This is a genomic window from Chitinophaga sp. YIM B06452, assembly GCF_039655965.1.
In the GTDB taxonomy this organism is placed as follows: Bacteria; Bacteroidota; Bacteroidia; order Chitinophagales; family Chitinophagaceae; genus Chitinophaga.
Map to the genome: position 1 here is coordinate 483,708 of NZ_JAWLKY010000002.1, position 17,896 is coordinate 501,603.

A 17,896-nucleotide genomic window follows, 5' to 3' on the forward strand; every position below is an offset into this window, starting at 1 on the left:
TACCGGGGCATGAAAATATAAAATATAAAAGAAACAGATTCCATTTTCGTAAATTTGACCATATCAGTACAAACCCGGCAACATGGATACATTATATATGCAGGTGGCAGACCGCATCCAGGCGATGATCGAAAAGGAAGTGATCCGCATCGGGGACAAGCTCCCTTCCGTGCGTTCCCTCAGCAAAGAGCAGGGTATCAGCATGAGCACGGTATTCCAGGCGTATTATCACCTTGAAAGCAAGGGATTCATTGAACCGCGGCCCAAATCGGGGTATTACGTGTGCTTCAGCCCGCGCCGCCTGCCGGAAATGCCCAGCATCTGCAGGCCCGTAAAAAAGGCCACTGAAGTGAATGTAAGCGAAATGATCACCGAAGTGTTCAGCCATCATGCCGGTGAAGACATCCTCCGTTTCTCCGTGGCTGCGCCCACCGAAGCCCTCCTGCCCTCTGCCAAGCTCAGCAAAAGCATGCTGGCAGCCATGCGCAACACCGGCGGCGGGCTCAACTACGAAAATCTCCAGGGCAACCTGAACCTTCGCCGCCAGATCGCCCGGCAAAGCCTTCAATGGGGCGGCAGCATCACCGAGCACGATATTGTGACCACCACCGGCTGCATGGACGCGCTCACCCTTTGCCTTTCAGCAACCACGCAGCCCGGCGATGTTATTGCCCTGGAAAGTCCCGCCTACTGCGGTACCTATCAGCTCGCGGAAAGCCTTGGCCTGAAAGTGCTGGAAGTGCCCACCAATCCCGTCTGCGGGGTAGACCTCGAATACCTCGACAAAGCCATTCCCAAGTTCAAAATAAAAGCCTGCGTGTTCGTGACCAACTTCAGCAACCCCATCGGTTCCTGCATGCCAGACAAGAACAAGCGCGAACTAGTGAAGATCGTCAACAAATACGACATCCCGCTCATTGAAGACGACATCTACGCGGATATCTATTTCGGCAAGCTCCGCCCTTCCAGCTGCAAGCAATACGACCGCAACGGCAACGTGCTGCTCTGCAATTCTTTTTCAAAATCCCTTGCGCCCGGCTACCGCGTTGGCTGGACCATCCCCGGTAAATACAAAGAGCGTGTGCTGCGCCTCAAGCTCAACCACAGCGTATCCAGCGCCACGCTGCCACAGGCGGCCATCGCGCATTTCCTGGAAAACGGGCGCTACGAGCACCACATGCGCAATCTCCGCAAGATGCTGCACACCCAGTGCCTGCGCTACCAGCAGGCCATCGCGGATTATTTCCCTGAAGACACCTGCGTATCACGCCCGCAGGGTGGTTACGTGCTCTGGCTGGAACTGAACCAATCCGTGAACACTATCGAATTGTATGAACAGGCGCTCCGCCGCAAAGTGAGCTTTGCCCCCGGGCGCATCTTCTCCCTGCAAGACCGTTACAACAACTGCCTGCGCATCAGCTACGCCACTCCCTGGAGCAAACAGGTGGAAGATGGATTGAAAATGATCGGCAAACTGGCGGGGCAGATGGGGTGATGTGAGAAAAATTTCATTCTCCATTCAACCATTTTTTTTGGCAAGTGCTTTTTATTATAAAGCGGTTTGATAACAGCTAATAAATTTTTGTTTTAAAATTTTTCACCTTCCCTCCTTTGAAATAAATTCGCTTATCCTCGAAAGGACTATACAAATAACCAACCGGGTTACATAACCCATAGAAGATGAAAGTCCACGTTCATGACTGGTCATCAACCGGCGTCCTGCCGGCAATTCCAAAGAATCAGCACCAATTTTCCCGCTAGCCGGTGAGCTTATAGCTCGCAGGTACCTGGTTATTTTTTGCATTGCAAAAAGTGATCAGGAGAATTTTATTGTGAACAAATTCATATGTGGTCTTAGCAAATTAAGGCTGTGAAGTTCTTATACATTCTTGCAAAAAACTGGCAAAATAAATAAGCCGGAGTTTTTGATTTTTTGAAAAAAGATACTCAACTTTGAAGAGTTGAGGGATTCATGGCGCATGATCAATAGTTCAAGTCCTAATGATTTTACGTCATTAAAAATTAAAAACCCGGTCTTAAAAAAAGGCCGGGTTTTTTGTTTGCGCTGGCTTCGCCGCCAGGCCCGCTTTTGTTTAGACTTAAGCCGGTTAGCTACACCGCGAAGTAGAATTGTATAACCATTAATCATGAATACCATGAGTCCCTCAGCAAGATTCAATGGTTGCCCATGCAAATGCAGGAATGGTTACGTTTATACTCCTTTTCGCACCATCCGTGGTGTGAGGGTTTACCACCCCAGCGGTGGCGTATACCGTTTCAAGTGCAGATGCTGTCCGGTGATCTGACAATCGGTCCGGGAATAAGACTTGGATTCCTGTGAGCTCTCGGGAGCCGCTGAACCGGACAAGCGTGAGATTCCGGATTTTTACGCCCTGGCAGCTCCTACCTGCCGGGGCTTCTTATTATAACAGGCATCTCATGCAAAAGTTGCAGACAAATATACGTTCACTCAAACATATAAGCCAATGAAAAAGCCGGGGCACGAATACCCCGGCATCTGTTTACCTACAACTGTTTACTATACCGTTTTACGGTAGTTCCATACCGCAATGCCGTTCAACGCCACTGCGAAGGCCAGCATTACACCTAAATAATAATTTATATCCGCCCATCCGCTGCCTTTCAGCATCACCATCCTGATCACCTTCACGAAATAGGCTACGGGGTTGAGCAAGGTGATCTTCTGCGCCCAGAGCGGCATGCTTTCTATCGGTGTGAACAACCCGCTCATGAGAATGAAAATGATGAGGAAGAACCAGGTGATGAACATGCTCTGCTGCTGCGTCTCTGTAAAGGTGGATATCAGCAGGCCCAGCCCCAGCATCACCAGCAGGTACACCGCCGCGAACAGGAACACCCAGCCGATGTTGCCCACCACCGGCAGGTTGAACACCAGCTTCCCCACCGCCAGCCCGAACACCAGCTCGAACAATGCAATGATCCAGAACGGCAGCAGCTTGCCGGTGATGAAATGGATCTTTTTGATCGGCGTTACATTCAACTGCTCTATGGTACCCATCTCTTTTTCCTTCACGATGTTCATGCCGGAGAGGAAAGCGCCGATCATCGTCACCAGTACCACCAATATGCCCGGCACCATGAAGAACTTATAATTCATGTCGGGGTTGTACCAGTAACGGTAACTGATATCAAAATGCGCCGGGGCATCGTCTTCGTCCAGCGCCAGCCAGTCCAGGCGGATGCGGCGGTTGAAATCGCTGAGAATGCTACCTGCATAACCTGCTGCCAGGCCGGCTTTACTGCCGTTGATGGCGTTTACGAGCAATTGCACACGCACTTCGTTGTCCCGCACCAGGTCCCGCTCAAAGTGGCGCGGAATGGTGAGGATGAGGTCTGCCTTGCCGGTTTCCAGGTCTTCATACGCCTGCGCGGAACTGGCGGATTGGTTATAAAGCGAGAAATACCCTGAAGCGGTCAGTTTGTCGCGCAACTGGCGGCTCCAGGTGCCGCCGTCCTGGTCTACGATATCGATGCTGAGATTCTTTATCTCGTAATTCGCTGCAAAGGCCAGCACCAGCAGCTGCACGACCGGCACAGCAAAGATGATGGGCAGCATGCTCCTGTTGCGGAAGATCTGCAAAAATTCCTTTTGCAATATGAAAAAGATGGTACGCATCAGCTTAAGCGGGTTTTAAATTTACGGATACTTACAGCCAGGAAAAAAACGGTCATGCCGCTGAGGATCAACGTAGGCAGCCATACATGGCGCAGCCCCGCCCCTTTCAGCATCACGTCTTTCAGGATGATATTGAACCATTTTGCCGGGATGATATTAGCCAATATTTGCAGAGGCTGCGGCATGCTCTCCAGCGGGAACACAAAGCCAGACAGCAGGATGGTAGGCAACATGAGCCCCATCAGCGATATCATCATGGCGGTTTGCTGTGAGTTGGTAATGCTGGAGATGAGTATGCCCAGCGACAGCGCCGTGAGGCCAAACAGCACACATTCCAGCAAAAGCAGCAGCAGGCTGCCTTTCACGGGCATGGCAAATACCCAGGTGCCCATGGCGAGAATGATCAGCGCTATGATGAACGACAGTATAATGTAAGGCACCACTTTCCCCGCAATGATCATCACCGGCTTCAGCGGGGAAACCAGCAGGATCTCCATGGTGCCCAGTTCTTTTTCCCGGGTGATGGTGATGGAGGTCATCATCGCGGATACCAGCATCAATATCAGCGTCATCACGCCGGGAACGAACAGGAACACGCCTTTCAGCGAAGGATTGTACACCATCTGCACATCGGCGGTGATGGTAAGCGGCAGCTTGATCTCACCTGTCAGTTCCTGCTGGTATTGCATGATCATGGCGTTGGCATAGTTGATGAGCGTAGTGGCGGTATTCGGGTCGCTGGCGTCTGTGAGCAGCTGCACGGCGGCTTTCCTGTCGTGGTGAAAGGCATGCCCGAATTTGTTGGGGATCACCACCACCAGCTTCACATCACCCTGCCGGAATACGGGTTCTATTTCTTTATGACTGGCAAGGTAGCGGTTGACGGTGAAGTAGCGGGAAGCCGTCATTTTCTGCACCAGGCGTTGGCTGTAGCTGTCGCGGCTCTCGTCCAGCACGGCTATCTGTACATGATGTATCTCGTTGGTAATGGCGAAGCCGAACAGGATGATGAGCACCAGCGGCATCCCGAAAAGGATCAGCAGGGTGCGCTTATCGCGGAAGATGTGGTAACATTCTTTCCTGACGAATACGAAGAACTGTTGCATGTGTTAAGATTTGGCTCTTGCGAGTTGCAGGAATACCTCGTTCATGGAATCCGCGTTATACTGCTTCTTTAGTCCGGCCGGCGTGTCCAGCGCTTTTATCTTTCCATCCACCATGATCGAAATGCGGTTGCAGTATTCGGCTTCATCCATGTAGTGGGTGGTCACGAAAATGGTCACGCCCTTGTCCGCCGATTCATAGATCAGGTCCCAGAACTGGCGGCGGGTGATAGGGTCCACGCCGCCGGTAGGCTCGTCCAGGAATACGATAGACGGGTCGTGCAGCACGGCGATGGAGAATGACAGTTTTTGTTTCCAGCCCAGCGGCAGGGAACTGACCAGCTGTCGCTCTTCTTTTTCCATTTGCAGGCGCGCCAGCAGCTCCTGCGTTTTTTGTTTGATCTGTTGATTACTCAGGCCGTAAATGCCGCCATAGAAGCGGATATTCTCTTTCACGGTGAGGTCCTCGTACAACGAAAACTTCTGGCTCATGTACCCGATACGTTTTTTGATCTGTTCGGTCTGCGTGTAGAGGTCGTACCCGGCTACTGTCGCTTCGCCGCTGCTGGGGCGCAACAGGCCGCAGAGCATACGCATTGCGGTGGTTTTGCCTGCTCCGTTCGCGCCCAGGAAACCAAATATCTCTCCCTGCCCTACTTCGAAAGTGATGGCGTTGGTGGCAATAAAATCGCCGAAACGTTTGGTCAGGTCTTTTGTGACGATCGCGTGCGTGTTCATGTCAATTCGTTTTGTTCCTGCATCAGCTGCATAAATGCGTCTTCAATGCCCGGCCTCGCCGGTTTGATCTCCAATCCTTCGTGCCCCAGCGGCGCGAGGTAAGCCTTTATACTGTCCAGGTCCGTGTGAAGGGTCACATGCAGGTATTCGCCAAAGGCATAACAGCTGTTCACGCCTTCAAAGGCCCGCAGGTCGTGGATAAGGCGGAACATGTTGTTTGCTTTCATGGCCCACACGGGCATGCCGAAACTCTTCACGATATTGGCCGGGGTGTTGATCTGCATGATGGCACCTTTCTGCATCAGGGCCACACGGTCGCAGAGAATGGCTTCGTCCATATAAGGCGTGGATACGAGAATGGGAATGCCTTTTGTTTTAAGGCGTTGCAGCATGTCCCAGAATTCTTTCCTGGATACGGGGTCCACACCGGTGGTGGGCTCGTCGAGGAACAGCACTTTCGGTTTGTGCACGAGCGCGCAGCACAGGGCTAGCTTCTGCTTCATGCCGCCGGAAAGCTTACCTGCCGGTCGTTTGGCGAAGGGCGCTATCTGCTCGTAAATATCTTTGATGAGATCATAGTTCTCCTCCACGGTGGTGTTGAAAATAGTGGCGAAGAAGTTCAGGTTCTCTTCAATGGTAAGGTCCTGGTACAGGGAAAAACGCCCGGGCATATACCCCACTTCGCGGCGGATGGTGCGGTAATGCTTCACTACATCCATCCCATTCACCTGCGCGTTCCCTTTATCAGCCAGCAGCAAAGTAGTGAGTATGCGGAAGAGGGTGGATTTGCCTGCACCGTCAGGACCAATGAGGCCGAACAGCTCTCCTTCATCCACGGTGAACGAGATGTCGTGCAGGGCCTTCAGGTCCCCGAAACTTTTATGGATATGTTCTACTACGATGGGTTGCATACGCGATTATTTAGCGATCCTCATTTCTCCCGGCATGCCGATCTTCAGGCTGCCGTCGTTCTGTACCCGCACTTTCAGGGCATACACGAGATGCACCCTTTCTTCGCGCGTCTGGATGGTTTTGGGGGTAAACTCCGCTTCCGACGCGATCCAGCTCACGGTGCCGGGCAGGCTTTTGAGCGTGCCGTCCGGCTGGTCCAGCTGTACGGTCACCTGCTGGCCTGTTTTGATGCGTGAAAGCTGGTTTTCGCTGATGTAGGCACGGAGGTACATGGTTTGCAGGTCCGCGATCTTGTACAGCGGTTTTCCATAGCTCACCACTTCCCCTTTCTCCACGTATTTCACGAGCACGGTGCCGCCAACGGGGTTGACTACACGCGATTGCGCGAGCTGCTCCTTCACCTGTTCCACCTGCACCTGCAAAGGCTGCGTTTCGCTGGAAATGCCCGTCACCTGGGTGCTGAGCGAGGAAGCGGTGGATGCGTACTGTTTCTCCAGCACCGCGATCGCCGCGTTGATATCATCCAGCTGTTTGGGTGTGGCGGCATTGGCTTTCAGCAGGTTCTCGATGCGCGTTCTTTCTTTCTGCTGCGTGGCGATCTGCTGGCTGATCACAGCGAGCTGCGGGGAAACATCCGGCGTTTTGCTGAGCACTGCTTTGATATTGGCCCCCAGCTGGTCCTTCCGCAATTTCAGCTGGATGGAATCGATCCCTCCCACCAGTGTGTTAGCGGCCAGCACAGCGCCTTCTTCCACATCAAAGCTCAGCAGCCGGCCGGTGGCTTCGGCGGATACGATCACTTCGGTGGATTCAAAATTTCCGTAGGCGTCCGCCACGTCGTTGTTGTCGGTACAGGCGGTAAGGCCGAGGGAAATGGCGATGGCCGTTAAGAACACCCGTAGCTCGCCGGACTGTGTGTTATTTATCCTGGCCGTTTTTGCCTGCGCAGAATGCCTTTTAAAAGGATGGCCGGAAGGCTGTATGTTAGTGATGCTTTTCATGTTTAATATCCTTTAATAACCTGGTAATTGATAGTTGCATATACCCACTGTATCTCGTGGGTCTTTTGGGTGATCAGGGCCTGCGTTTCGGCGAACAGGTCGCTGAGGTAATCGTGCACGGTGAGCACACCATTGTCCAGCTGCGCGGCGGATACGTCTTTCACTTTCGTGCGCAGCGCTACGATCTCCTTGTCTTTTTCCATGGCCGAAGCAAGACTGCTGATCTCGCCCGATTGCTGCAGCAGTTGCGATTTCGTTTGCAGTGTAAAGGTCTCGGACTGCGATTGCAGGGATTGTTCCTGCACCCGCAGGATGTCTCGCTCGGTGCGGGTCTGGCGCCAGTTCCAGAGCGTCCATTGCAGGCGGAGGCCGCCGATGTAATAGAAGTCGAAACGGTTGTCAAGCATGTTCAGGCCTGGCCGGCCGTAGCCGCCCTGCGCGAAGGCGCTCACTTTCGGGAGGGCCTTTGTGCCGGTGAGCTTTGATTGCCGGCGGAGCACGTCTGTTTGCAGGCTGTAGAGGCCCAGTTCCGGGCGTTGAATATTTTGATCAGCGTTGCCGGCGGGCTGCGGCAGCTCGATGCTTTCCATTTCACGTGTATCCTTCCCCGTTAGCAGCCCCAGGATGCTGAGGGTGGTGGCTTTGCCGGTAGTAGCTTCATCGAGTTGCTGCTGCGCCTTCAGCAGCTCTGCTTTTAAAATGTCTACCTGGCTGGCCAGCACGGTGCCATTGTCTACCCCGGCCTGGAGGCGCTCCATGCGTTGTTTCACTTCCTCCATCATTTGTTTGCGGGCGGCAATGTGCTCGTTCCAGATAAGGGCGTTGAAGAATACCTGCATCACCTGCTGGCGGAGCTTATGCATTTCCACTTCCACTTTTTGTTTTTCCGCCTGCTGCTGCGCCAGCTGCAACCCGCGCTGGCTGCTGGTTGCGCCGCCATCGTATATCGCCTGCTTCACGTCCAGCGTCATGTTGTACTGGTCTTTGGGCAGCGTGGGAATGTTTACATTCGGCAGCTTGATGGGGATGGTCACCACATCGGACTGGTAAGTAGCCTTACCATTAAGCTCTACCTGCGGCAGGTAATTTGTCCTGATGTTGCGGAGTTGCAGGGCGGTCACCTGGTCTGTCACTTCCTGCTGCTTCAGCAGCGGGTAATGGCGCCGGGCGGCGGCCCAGGCTGAATCCAGCGTAAAAGGCTGCTGCGCGGAAGCCTGCAGACAGGCCATGAGCAAAAGCAGCGGGAGGAACGATCTCATAATTAACTCTTTTATTTAACTATTTGGTTAATTCCGGGACAAAAAAATATCAGGGCTCCAATGCATGAAGCACGAAGCTGCTGACGAATTTTTTTCTTTCTTCAATGAAGGTTTTGAACCGGGCGGGATCCATCTGGAACACGCCGGTGAGCAAGGGTTTGGCGGCAAAAGGAAACACGCACATGGAAATAATGCTGATCATGAGCTGCAGCGGATCTACCTTCCGGATATTCCCTTTTTCCGCTTCCATGGCCAGTTCCAGCATAAAAGCGCGGAGGTTTGGGAAAAGCGGGCCATGAAGGAATTGCTGCACCATCCTGTCCGGGTTCTGGTTGATCTCATGAAGCACGAACAGCGGCAGGTAAGGATTTTCGCTGATGGAAGTGATGTAGTTGTCTACCGCCGCCACGATCTTCTCTTTCCACGGCATATCCCCGGCGAAAATGGCGTTGACCCTGCCGAGGAGCATCTGCACCGCTTCGCCAAACACGATCTCGAAAAGTTTTTCCTTGCTGCGGTAATAATAATGCAGCATGGCCTTGTTGATACCCGCCTCATCCGCGATATCCTGCATGCGGGCGCCGCTGAGCCCTCTCTGCATGAATATTTTCCTGGCCGCTTCTATGATCTGTTGTTCGGTGGTATTGGTCGTTTGCATAGTTTAACTGAAATGTTTAACCATTTGGTTAATGCAAAGGTAGAGAAAAACGTGAAATAGCCAAATGATTTTGGAAATAAAACTCAAATCATTGATTTTCAGAATAAAAAAAAGCCGGAGTAAGATTACCCCGGCGGCTGTTACCTACAACTGTTTACTAAAGTATCTTGAGGGGTTAAAATGATTGAAGCACGGCTCCTACCCTTTGGTCAAACGTATCTACGCCATTATGTTCCACCCGGACCTCTTCCAGGAGTTTCATCAGCGTTTCATCATGTTCCGCCCTTTTGCCCGTTTTCAGGTCGATGTGCGTGAACCTGGACCAGAGAAAGGATTTCACTTTCTTTTTGTGTTCGTCCGTCATCCACATTTCCAGGAGGATGTGATGATTTGAAAAATCCAGCACGCGTGAATGGATATGCACTTTTTCCGCCACCATAGCGGGTTTGATGTAGGAGATCTGGTGCTGGGTGACCACCCATCCCAATCCCTTCGCGGCATAATCCTTCAGGTGAAGGTTGTAACTCTCCGCCAGGTGGTCTTCCCTGGCGTTCATAAAATAGTTGATATAAGACGCATTGTTCAGATGCCCGAACGGATCGCAGTCATTAAACCGCACGGTGTATAACGAAGACGGTTCCTTTACAGTCATATAGCATGGTTTTACAGCTTAAAGTTAGGCATTTGGTTAAATTTTAATGAACGCTTTTTAAAAATGCCGGAGCGGTGCGAAACCGCCCCGGCGATGCTTAGTGTCAATTTGTTTTTAACGCATCGGGTTACAACGGATAATGATGAAAATATGCAGTCTTACTTTTTAACCCAATAATTGGTGTACGGTCAACCCTCCATCAATGGTATATTCCGCACCGGTGATAAAGGATGCATCACTGGAAGCAAGGAATGCTGTCAGTTTTGCAACCTCTGCGGATTCACCGATGCGATTAAGCGGTACCCGCTCCGCGGATTTTTGCTGGAAGGAAGACACGCCCTGTTCGTCCAGCCCGGCTTTGGCCAGGATGGGCGTTTTGATCGGCCCGGGGTTCACCGTGTTCACACGGATACCGCGGGATGCCAGCTCACGGCTCAACGTACGGCCCAGTGAGTTGAGCGCAGCTTTGCTGGCAGAGTAAACGCTTGCGCCGGGCATACCGGTGAAAGCATTCACGGATGATAAAAGAATAATGGAAGCCCCGTCGTTCAGCAGCGGCAGGAACTTTTGAATGGTGAAGAATGCGCCTTTGAAATTCACATTCATCGTTTCGTCAAATTGCTCTTCGGTTACGTCGTTCACAGATGCAAAGTTGCCGATGCCGGCGTTGACGAACAGCACGTCAACTTTACCATATCGTTCCTTCACCGTGTTTACCAGTTTCTCGGAGTCTGTGATGCTCGCCTGGTTTGCGGTCACGCCCAGTGTACCGCTTCCCAGCGCGGAGGCAGCCGCTTCTACAGCATCGCGGTTGCGCCCGGTGATCACCACTTTCGCTCCCCTGGCAATGAATTCCTCAGCGGTGGCGAGGCCTATCCCGCTGTTGCCGCCGGTTACGACCGCTACTTTATCTTTCAAGGTGCTCATTGTTTGTGTTTGAATTGTGTGTGTGATACTTGTATTGATTTATTTAAAAATTTCGATATTTTAAGGCAAAAAAAATCAGCTGAGCTGAAGGAAGAACATAGATAACTGTTTCATCATCTCCCGGTTGATAGTCAGGTTCACGTTGCGCCCCTCTTTGGAGCTGATCAGCACCCCGCTGTCTACCAATATCTTGATATGATGCGAAACGGTGGGTTGTGACAGGCAGGTGAGATCCTGGATGGCGCCGCAACAGATACTACACTCCTGCCTGGCTATCTGCATAAGTATAGCCATCCGGTGTTTATCTGAAAGTGCGTTCGCCGCCTTCACTATCATCGCTTCGTCTATGATCATGATGCAAATATAGGTACTTTTTTGAAATATCGAAATATATCGATCTATTTTTTCGGCCTGCCTGCCAAAAAATTCCTTCCCCCCGGGAACCGGAACAGGAAACTGGCCACCAGCAACCTTTTTCGGCATTCCCAAGCCTAAAGCAGGGGGCTGAACAGCCTCACAACCGCCTCCCCCAGCCGCTTCCACCGCCCGCGCGACCGCCAGTCTTCCAGCAACAGCTCATTGCTGTACAGGCAATCCTGCAAAAAGACCTCCGTCATCTTCCAGTTCGCCTCTTTACTATACACAAATGCATTCACCTCGAAATTGAAATCAAAGCTGCGGATGTCCATATTCGCTGTGCCCACCACCGTCAGGTTATCGTCTACCACCATGGTTTTGGCATGCACGAATCCCCTGTTGTAGCGGAATATCCGTACGCCGGTAGCCAGCAGGTCTTCATAAAAAGATTCCGCCGCCTTGTTCACCACCCGGCTGTCGCTCACACCCGGCACCAGCAGCCGCACGTCCACCCCTGAAAGCGCCGCCTGCTGTAAAGCATTCAGGATAGGCTCATTGGGAATGAAATAAGGCGTAGTGATGTATACAGACCGTTGTGCCTGGTTGATAGCCGCCAGGTAACTCAGCATGATGGAAGAACGTTCTGAATCCGGTCCGCTGGCTGCGATCTGCACCAGGTCTTTACCGGTAACGGGAATGTCCGGGAAAAAATCCTGCGTAATAGGCAGGTCTGCATCGGCGCAAAAGTTCCAGTCGCCCATGAACAGGAACTGCAAAGTATGCACGCCCTGCCCTTTGATGCAAAGGTGCGTGTCCCGCCAGAAGGGCCATTCAGGATGTTTGGTGCGGTATTTCGGGTCGTTTACATAACGGTCTGCCACGTTGATGCCGCCCACGAAACCGGTATGCCCGTCTACCACCACGATCTTGCGGTGGTTGCGGTAATTCAGCCGGTTGGCCAGCAGGCGCACACGGTAAAAAGGATACACTTCCACCCCCGCGGCCCGCATCTGTCGCAGGAAGCGGCGGTTGATGTCGGAGCTGCCGAAATCGTCGTAGATGAAACGCACTTCCACCCCTTCTTTCGCTTTTTGTTTCAGCACCTCCATCACTTCCGTACCGATGGTGTCTTCTTCAAAGATGTAATATTCCAGGTGGATGTGATGTTTGGCGGAGCGGAGCGCATCGAGTAAATAAGGGAATTTTTCGTCACCGTTCACCAGGAGAATGGCTTCGTTATCCGGCGTAATGGGCGACAGCGAATCGCGGAACAGCAGCTTTGCGATGCTGCTTTTGTTGGTCACCAGGTCAGGATGCTCCAGCAGTGTTTGCCGGTTTTCTTGGCGCAGGTATTCCTGCAGGCGTTCGCTGAGGCGCACATTGCTCATCCATTTGCGGCTGTAGATGCGGTTGATCCTGCGGTTTACACCGATGAGGAGGTAAACGGCCACGCCTATACCGGGAAGGAAGAACAGCAGGAGGAGATATGCGAGCGTTTTGCCGGTAGACCGTGTTTCGAGCAGTGCTTTGATAGCTACCAGGAAAGTGAGGCCGTAGAGGATAATGAGGCCGATGGACTGCCAGTGGTCTTTGAGGAATTGCAACATATCGCCGGCAAATTACGACATTTCGGGGCACAAAAAAGCCGTACTATACTGCGTGCATTCTTCTTCGTTATTTGCAGTATAATACGGCCACGGTCTTTAACGGGAACCTTAGTTGCTTCCGCCGCCACCGCCGCGGTTGCCACCGCGCTGGCGCATTGCTTCCATCTGTTCCTTGTACTTCTTGAATTGTTCTTCAGTGAGAATGCCTTTCACTTTCTCGTCCCTTTCGGCGCTCATTTTCTGGAACGCTTCACGGTCCATGCGGCCGCCGCCTGCCTGGGCCTCTTCACGCTTTTTCTGCATGTCTTTGAACGAGTTGGTGAACACGGTGTCCAGCCTGGCAACCTGGTCTTTGTTCAGCTGCAGCTCGGTGGTAAGGCGTTCCAGCGTGGCTTTCACACGTTCTTCCACGGTGCGGCGCTGACCGCCGTTCCCGCCGCCCTGCTGGGCAAAGGCAGCTACGTTCACCGCCAGCAGAAATGCCAGCACAAACAGGATCTGTTTCTTCATGTTGTGATTGTTTAAGGGTTTTGGAGGTATTATATTTTTAAATGCTCATGATCATCGTTTCAGGCTGTCTTCCCTCGGGGGACTTTTCCTGAAGTTGTTCATCTTCTTCATCACATGCTGCACTACTGAGTCGAAATGCGGCAACTGCTCCGGCGTGCACAGGCCGCGCACTTCGCGGAAGTGACGGTAGGTTTGCAGGTCTATCACCACCTGTTTGGCGCCAATGGAATCCGCTGCTGCCATTAGCACCGAATCGGGCACGGAATTTTCGTTCAGGAGTTTATAGAAATTATCCCTGGCGGTGCGCAGCTCCCCGAAGGAAGGTTTCAAACGCTCCCAGTGCTGGTCTTTGAGTTGTTTATACTGGTCCAGCTGTTGTTTGCTGAAGCCTACCTGCTTTTCCAGCAGCTGCATTACTTCCCCGCCTCTGCCCCGGTTGCTGCTCCTGGCGTCATCGGGTTTGTTCCAGACAAAGAAAAAAAGCAGGAGGAGGTTCGTCAGCAAGAGGATGATCACCAATACGCCCAGTACTTTATTCCGCGCGAATGCTTCCTTCATTATTGTTCCGGTTTTTCTAACTCATAAAAATTGGCGATACCGAACTGGTATTCCTCATCTGCAAATGCCTGCTGCAGGGCTGCCTGCTCCTGGCGCCCGGTGGTGGGCAGGTTCAGGGCGAACATCACGCCATTTACGGCCAGGATCAGCGCCAGTGCTGAAAATGCAACGGAAGGGCGGCTGATGATGCCGATGAAGCGTTCCCATGCGTCCGTCGGTTCTTCGCGCATGCGCGCCAGGCGGGCCTGGAGACGGGTAAAAAAGAAATCCCCCGGCTCCGCCCGCTGCACTCCGTCGAGGCTGCCGAGCGTCCTGTTTATTTCCTGTTCTATGTCACGTCTCGCTTTCATAATCGCTGTATTTAATTTAGACGATAATTATGCTGAATACTTGTATTTAATCCTGATTTCTGTAATAATCTTCCAGCTGGTCCCGGAGGTTCTGCTTGGCGCGGTGCAGCAGCCCTTCCACGGCAGACACGGAGGCGTCCATGATCCCGGCTATCTCCTTGGAACTCAGGCCTTCCAGCTTGTTGAGCACGAAAGCGGCCTTCTGGCTGTCTGGCAGGCGGGCAATGGCTTTGAAGAGCAGCTGAGCCCTTTCTTTATTGGCCAGCTCCACCCCGGGGTGGTGAAATTCAGGGGGGTCGATCACCAGTTCATTCTGTGCCCCAAACAGGCTGTATACTTTCCCCCAGCGCTTCTTCCGCGTCTTTTTCCGCAGGAAATCAAGGCATTTGGTGACCGTGATGCGGTACAGCCAGGTGGATATCTGTGATTCTCCTTTAAAGGTCCCGATGGATTCAAACACCTGCATGAACACTTCCTGCGACACATCTTCGGCATCCGCTTCATTTTGCAGGATGCCGAGGGCGGTGTTGTACACCATCCCCTTCCACTGAGCCACCAGTTCCTTAAAGGCGGCTTCACTGCCCTGTTTCAGATGTGCTATGATATCCGTCAAGCTGCTTGCATATAGATGTTAAAACGGCATTAGAAGTCGCGGCGCATACCGCCCGGAGCGCCCATTCCACCGGGGCCCATTCCGCCCGGGGGGCCGTCTCCCCTGCCTTCGCGGTTCCAGCGGCGCTGCTCTCCACCGCCTTCAGGCATTTTCAGCTTCCCGAAGTTCTTTAGCCGGTAAGTAAAAGTAAGCATAAAATATTGGGTAAGCACGGAGTTCTGCTCATCCACAATGTCCAGCCCGTTCACGGTACGGTTGATGCTGCGGTTCTGTTTCAGGAGGTCGAATACAGACAGGCGGAGCTCTCCGCGCTGCTCTTTCAGGAATTTTTTGCCCACGCTGGCATTCCACAGCACGAAACGCTGGTCGAAACCCGCTCCCAGCCCCTTGGTAAAGGTATAGTTGATCTCGTTCTGCAGCACAAACCCGCTTTTGGACAGCAGGTTCACGCTGGCGCTGGCATTATGGGTGGAATAGTTACTGTTGTTTTCGGGCTGGATGGTGTTGTTCACCACGTTGAACATGGCGTTGTACGACAGGTTAAAATCGATATACTCGCTGATATTGCTGCTCAGGCCGGCGCCCAGGTTATAGTTGTAGTTGTGCGTAAAGCCTGCCAGCGAGTTGGTAACGCCGGGGATCTTGCTGTAACCCACGCTTGCGTTCACGTTCAGGTTCGATTTGATGAACTTCACCGGCATGGCCCAGGTAAGGCTGGTCCTCCCGCTGAAATACCCGTCCATATTGATCGGCTTGGAAAGCCTGCCGCCCACTTTCAGCGTATCGACGGGGGTAAGCAGGGAATCTTTGCCGCTGGTGGGCGTATAAATGGCGTTGGCGATGTAATTGCTGTTCGTTTGTACGTTCACGTTGGCAAACAGGTTCTGCCCGTTCTGTGTGTTGGTGTAATTGTAACGGCCCATCACGCTGTGCCCGAACTGCGGGTTCAGGTTGGGATTACCGATAGATACGTTGGTGAGGCCGGAGTAAATGTACACGTCCTGCAACTGGTCTATGCCGGGCTGATTAGTGCTGGCGCGGTAGAACACGCGGATGCGGCTGTATTCGCCCAGCTTGTACATCAGCATGGCATTGGGCAGTATGTTCTGGTAGCTCTGTGTGGCGTAGTTCTTTGTCGGGTATTCCCTTTTGGTCTCCATTTCCGCGTACTGGTAGTTCACACCCACCATCAGCATCCTGTCGCGGTTGCCCAGGCGGTAGCTGAGGCCGGCGGATTGCGTGTTGTAGCGGTTGCTGAACATGTTGGACTGCTCGGGGTCCAGGATGTTGTAATCCTTGCCTGTGTAGTCGTACTGATATGCCCGGCGGTCGGAGTTGTTGGTAGACCAGTTCGGGTTATAGTTCACCTGCAGCTGGCCGGATTTGCCGATGGGCTCGGTATAGGCGACGTTCACGCCGTAGTTCTGCCCGTCGCTGAGGGGCCTTACGCGCTGGCGCAGGGAATCATTGTCCTGCGGGTTGCCGGGGTATACCAGGTCGCTGTTGGTGAACGATTCGCCGCTGCGGTCGTTGGTCCTGGCGCTCAGGCCCAGGGTAATGGTGCGGCCTCTTTTGGCGAACGCATGCCGGAAGGTAAGGTTGCCGTTGAGGTTATAGCCTGAATTGTCGCTGGTGCTGCCGCTCAGGTTCCTGCTCAGCAGCGTATCTGCCATAAACGTATTACCCATGGAGTTGGAGAACCGGTCGTTTTGCTGGAAGCTGATGTTCGGCTCGAATATGATCGCGTTGTTGGAGTCTATGTTGTATTCCAGGCGCACATTGAAGCGGTGGTTGTAGTTATGGCTGCCGCTGAGAGAGGTATCGTTCTCCAGCTGGATGCCTTTCTGGAACTGCGTTTGCGTGCGGGTGATCTCCGTATTGCTGCTGTTGGAGTTATTGAAGAAATAACTGCCGCTGAAGGTCACCTTTTTGCCCCAGTTATCGTTGAAGTTGATACCGATGGAGTTGGTCTTGTTCAGCCCGCTCTGGCCGCCGGTCAGGAAGTTGCTTCCGCCACCGCCGCCGAAGTTGCCGCCGCCGCCACCACGGCCGCCGCCACCCCTGGGCCCACCGCCGCCACGGCCGCCGCGGCCTGAAGCCGCGCTCTGCACGCCCAGCAGGTCCTGCGAGGAGAAGTTCTGCTGGTTCACGTTATTGGCCATGCCCAGGATGGTAATGCGTTTGTTGTCTTTGAAGAAGTTTACGCTGCCGCCCGCGGAATAACGCTGATCCGTACCATAGCCTGCATACACCTTCCCGAAGTGGGCGTTGCGCATTTCAGCGCGGGTCACGATGTTGATGGCTTTCACGGCGTTGCCGTCGTCGAAGCCGGTGAAACGTGCCTGGTCGCTCTGGCGGTCGAACACTTCTATTTTGGAAATGGCGTCTGCCGGGAGGTTCTTCAATGCCATAGCGGCATCGTCGCCGAAAAAGTCCTTCCCGTCTACCGTTACTTTCTTCACTTCCTCGCCGCCCGCCTTCACGGTACCGTTTTCTACGGTAATGCCGGGCATCTTCTTGATAAGGTCTTCCCCGCTGGCGTCAGGATTCACTTTATAGGCGTCCGCATTGTATTGCAGGGTATCGCCTTTTTGCTGGCTGGGCGGCACCTGGCCTTTGATCACCACTTCTTTCAGGTCGCGGCTGCTCTTGGGCATCATAATGACGCCCAGGTTCTGCGTTTCGGCCTGCAGCATGATCGCACGGGTCAATTCCCCGTAACCCACGTAGGTAATGGTGACAATATAAGGTTTCGCTGAGAGGCCGGTGATCTCGAAAGCCCCGTCCCTGTCGGTAATAGCCTGTTTCTTAAATGCGGCGTCTTCCGGGGAGCTCAGCCTGATGGTGGCGTTCCTCAGCGCCGTGCTGTCTCCTTTATCCTTCAACACTCCTTTCAGCACAAGGTTCTGCGCGAATGTTAACTGAGCGCAGGTCAGTAAAAGCAAGGTAAAGATCAATGCATGCCGCATACTTTGGTTGTTATTCTGATTGAT

Annotated in this window: 17 protein-coding genes; 1 reads left to right on the plus strand and 16 read right to left on the minus strand. The window is 53.0% G+C overall.

Annotated features, from left to right (window positions below):
• Window positions 1-82: 82 nt before the first annotated feature.
• Window positions 83-1,495: a PLP-dependent aminotransferase family protein gene (locus R3I13_RS11540; RefSeq protein WP_346318107.1), complete on the plus strand. Its 1,413-nt coding sequence runs from the start codon at window positions 83-85 to the stop codon at window positions 1,493-1,495.
• Between the two features lie 1,044 nt (window positions 1,496-2,539).
• Here the strand turns inward: R3I13_RS11540 and R3I13_RS11545 are convergent.
• The 16 genes from R3I13_RS11545 to R3I13_RS11620 form a co-directional block, all read right to left on the minus strand.
• Window positions 2,540-3,658, minus strand: coding sequence for an ABC transporter permease (locus tag R3I13_RS11545; protein WP_346318108.1), 1,119 nt, complete (start codon window positions 3,656-3,658; stop codon window positions 2,540-2,542).
• On the minus strand, window positions 3,658-4,764 hold the full coding sequence (locus tag R3I13_RS11550) for an ABC transporter permease (RefSeq protein ID WP_346318109.1): 1,107 nt from the start codon (window positions 4,762-4,764) through the stop codon (window positions 3,658-3,660). The genes R3I13_RS11545 and R3I13_RS11550 overlap by 1 nt, the downstream gene beginning before the upstream one ends.
• Window positions 4,765-4,767: 3 nt before the next feature.
• Window positions 4,768-5,499, minus strand: coding sequence for an ABC transporter ATP-binding protein (locus R3I13_RS11555; RefSeq protein ID WP_346318110.1), 732 nt, complete (start codon window positions 5,497-5,499; stop codon window positions 4,768-4,770).
• Window positions 5,496-6,410, minus strand: coding sequence for an ABC transporter ATP-binding protein (locus tag R3I13_RS11560; protein ID WP_346318111.1), 915 nt, complete (start codon window positions 6,408-6,410; stop codon window positions 5,496-5,498). Before R3I13_RS11560 ends, R3I13_RS11555 begins: the two co-directional genes overlap by 4 nt.
• Before the next feature lie 6 nt (window positions 6,411-6,416).
• On the minus strand, window positions 6,417-7,412 hold the full coding sequence (locus R3I13_RS11565) for an HlyD family efflux transporter periplasmic adaptor subunit (protein ID WP_346318112.1): 996 nt from the start codon (window positions 7,410-7,412) through the stop codon (window positions 6,417-6,419).
• 2 nt (window positions 7,413-7,414) lie between these two features.
• The gene (locus R3I13_RS11570; protein WP_346318113.1) at window positions 7,415-8,671 is read right to left on the minus strand and encodes a TolC family protein; all 1,257 of its coding nucleotides are present in this window, start codon (window positions 8,669-8,671) and stop codon (window positions 7,415-7,417) included.
• A gap of 49 nt (window positions 8,672-8,720) precedes the next feature.
• Window positions 8,721-9,329 carry a TetR family transcriptional regulator gene (locus R3I13_RS11575; RefSeq protein WP_346318114.1) on the minus strand — a complete coding sequence of 203 codons (609 nt, stop codon included), beginning with the start codon at window positions 9,327-9,329 and terminating at the stop codon, window positions 8,721-8,723.
• Window positions 9,330-9,504: 175 nt separating this feature from the next.
• Window positions 9,505-9,981, minus strand: coding sequence for an acyl-CoA thioesterase (locus R3I13_RS11580; protein ID WP_346318115.1), 477 nt, complete (start codon window positions 9,979-9,981; stop codon window positions 9,505-9,507).
• Between the two features lie 165 nt (window positions 9,982-10,146).
• Window positions 10,147-10,908, minus strand: a complete 762-nt coding sequence (locus R3I13_RS11585) for a glucose 1-dehydrogenase (RefSeq protein WP_346318116.1) — start codon at window positions 10,906-10,908, stop codon at window positions 10,147-10,149.
• A 75-nt stretch (window positions 10,909-10,983) separates the two neighbouring features.
• Window positions 10,984-11,262, minus strand: a complete 279-nt coding sequence (locus R3I13_RS11590) for a metalloregulator ArsR/SmtB family transcription factor (RefSeq protein WP_346318117.1) — start codon at window positions 11,260-11,262, stop codon at window positions 10,984-10,986.
• A 137-nt stretch (window positions 11,263-11,399) separates the two neighbouring features.
• Window positions 11,400-12,872 (minus strand): cardiolipin synthase, encoded by a 1,473-nt coding sequence (cls, locus tag R3I13_RS11595; RefSeq protein WP_346318118.1) that lies wholly within the window; start codon window positions 12,870-12,872, stop codon window positions 11,400-11,402.
• 108 nt (window positions 12,873-12,980) lie between these two features.
• The gene (locus tag R3I13_RS11600; RefSeq protein WP_346318119.1) at window positions 12,981-13,382 is read right to left on the minus strand and encodes a hypothetical protein; all 402 of its coding nucleotides are present in this window, start codon (window positions 13,380-13,382) and stop codon (window positions 12,981-12,983) included.
• Between the two features lie 51 nt (window positions 13,383-13,433).
• Window positions 13,434-13,940 (minus strand): hypothetical protein, encoded by a 507-nt coding sequence (locus R3I13_RS11605; RefSeq protein ID WP_346318120.1) that lies wholly within the window; start codon window positions 13,938-13,940, stop codon window positions 13,434-13,436.
• Window positions 13,940-14,290: a hypothetical protein gene (locus R3I13_RS11610; protein ID WP_346318121.1), complete on the minus strand. Its 351-nt coding sequence runs from the start codon at window positions 14,288-14,290 to the stop codon at window positions 13,940-13,942. The genes R3I13_RS11605 and R3I13_RS11610 overlap by 1 nt, the downstream gene beginning before the upstream one ends.
• A gap of 46 nt (window positions 14,291-14,336) precedes the next feature.
• Window positions 14,337-14,903: an RNA polymerase sigma factor gene (locus R3I13_RS11615; RefSeq protein ID WP_346318122.1), complete on the minus strand. Its 567-nt coding sequence runs from the start codon at window positions 14,901-14,903 to the stop codon at window positions 14,337-14,339.
• A gap of 29 nt (window positions 14,904-14,932) precedes the next feature.
• On the minus strand, window positions 14,933-17,872 hold the full coding sequence (locus tag R3I13_RS11620; protein ID WP_346318123.1) for an outer membrane beta-barrel protein: 2,940 nt from the start codon (window positions 17,870-17,872) through the stop codon (window positions 14,933-14,935).
• Window positions 17,873-17,896 lie beyond the last annotated feature (24 nt).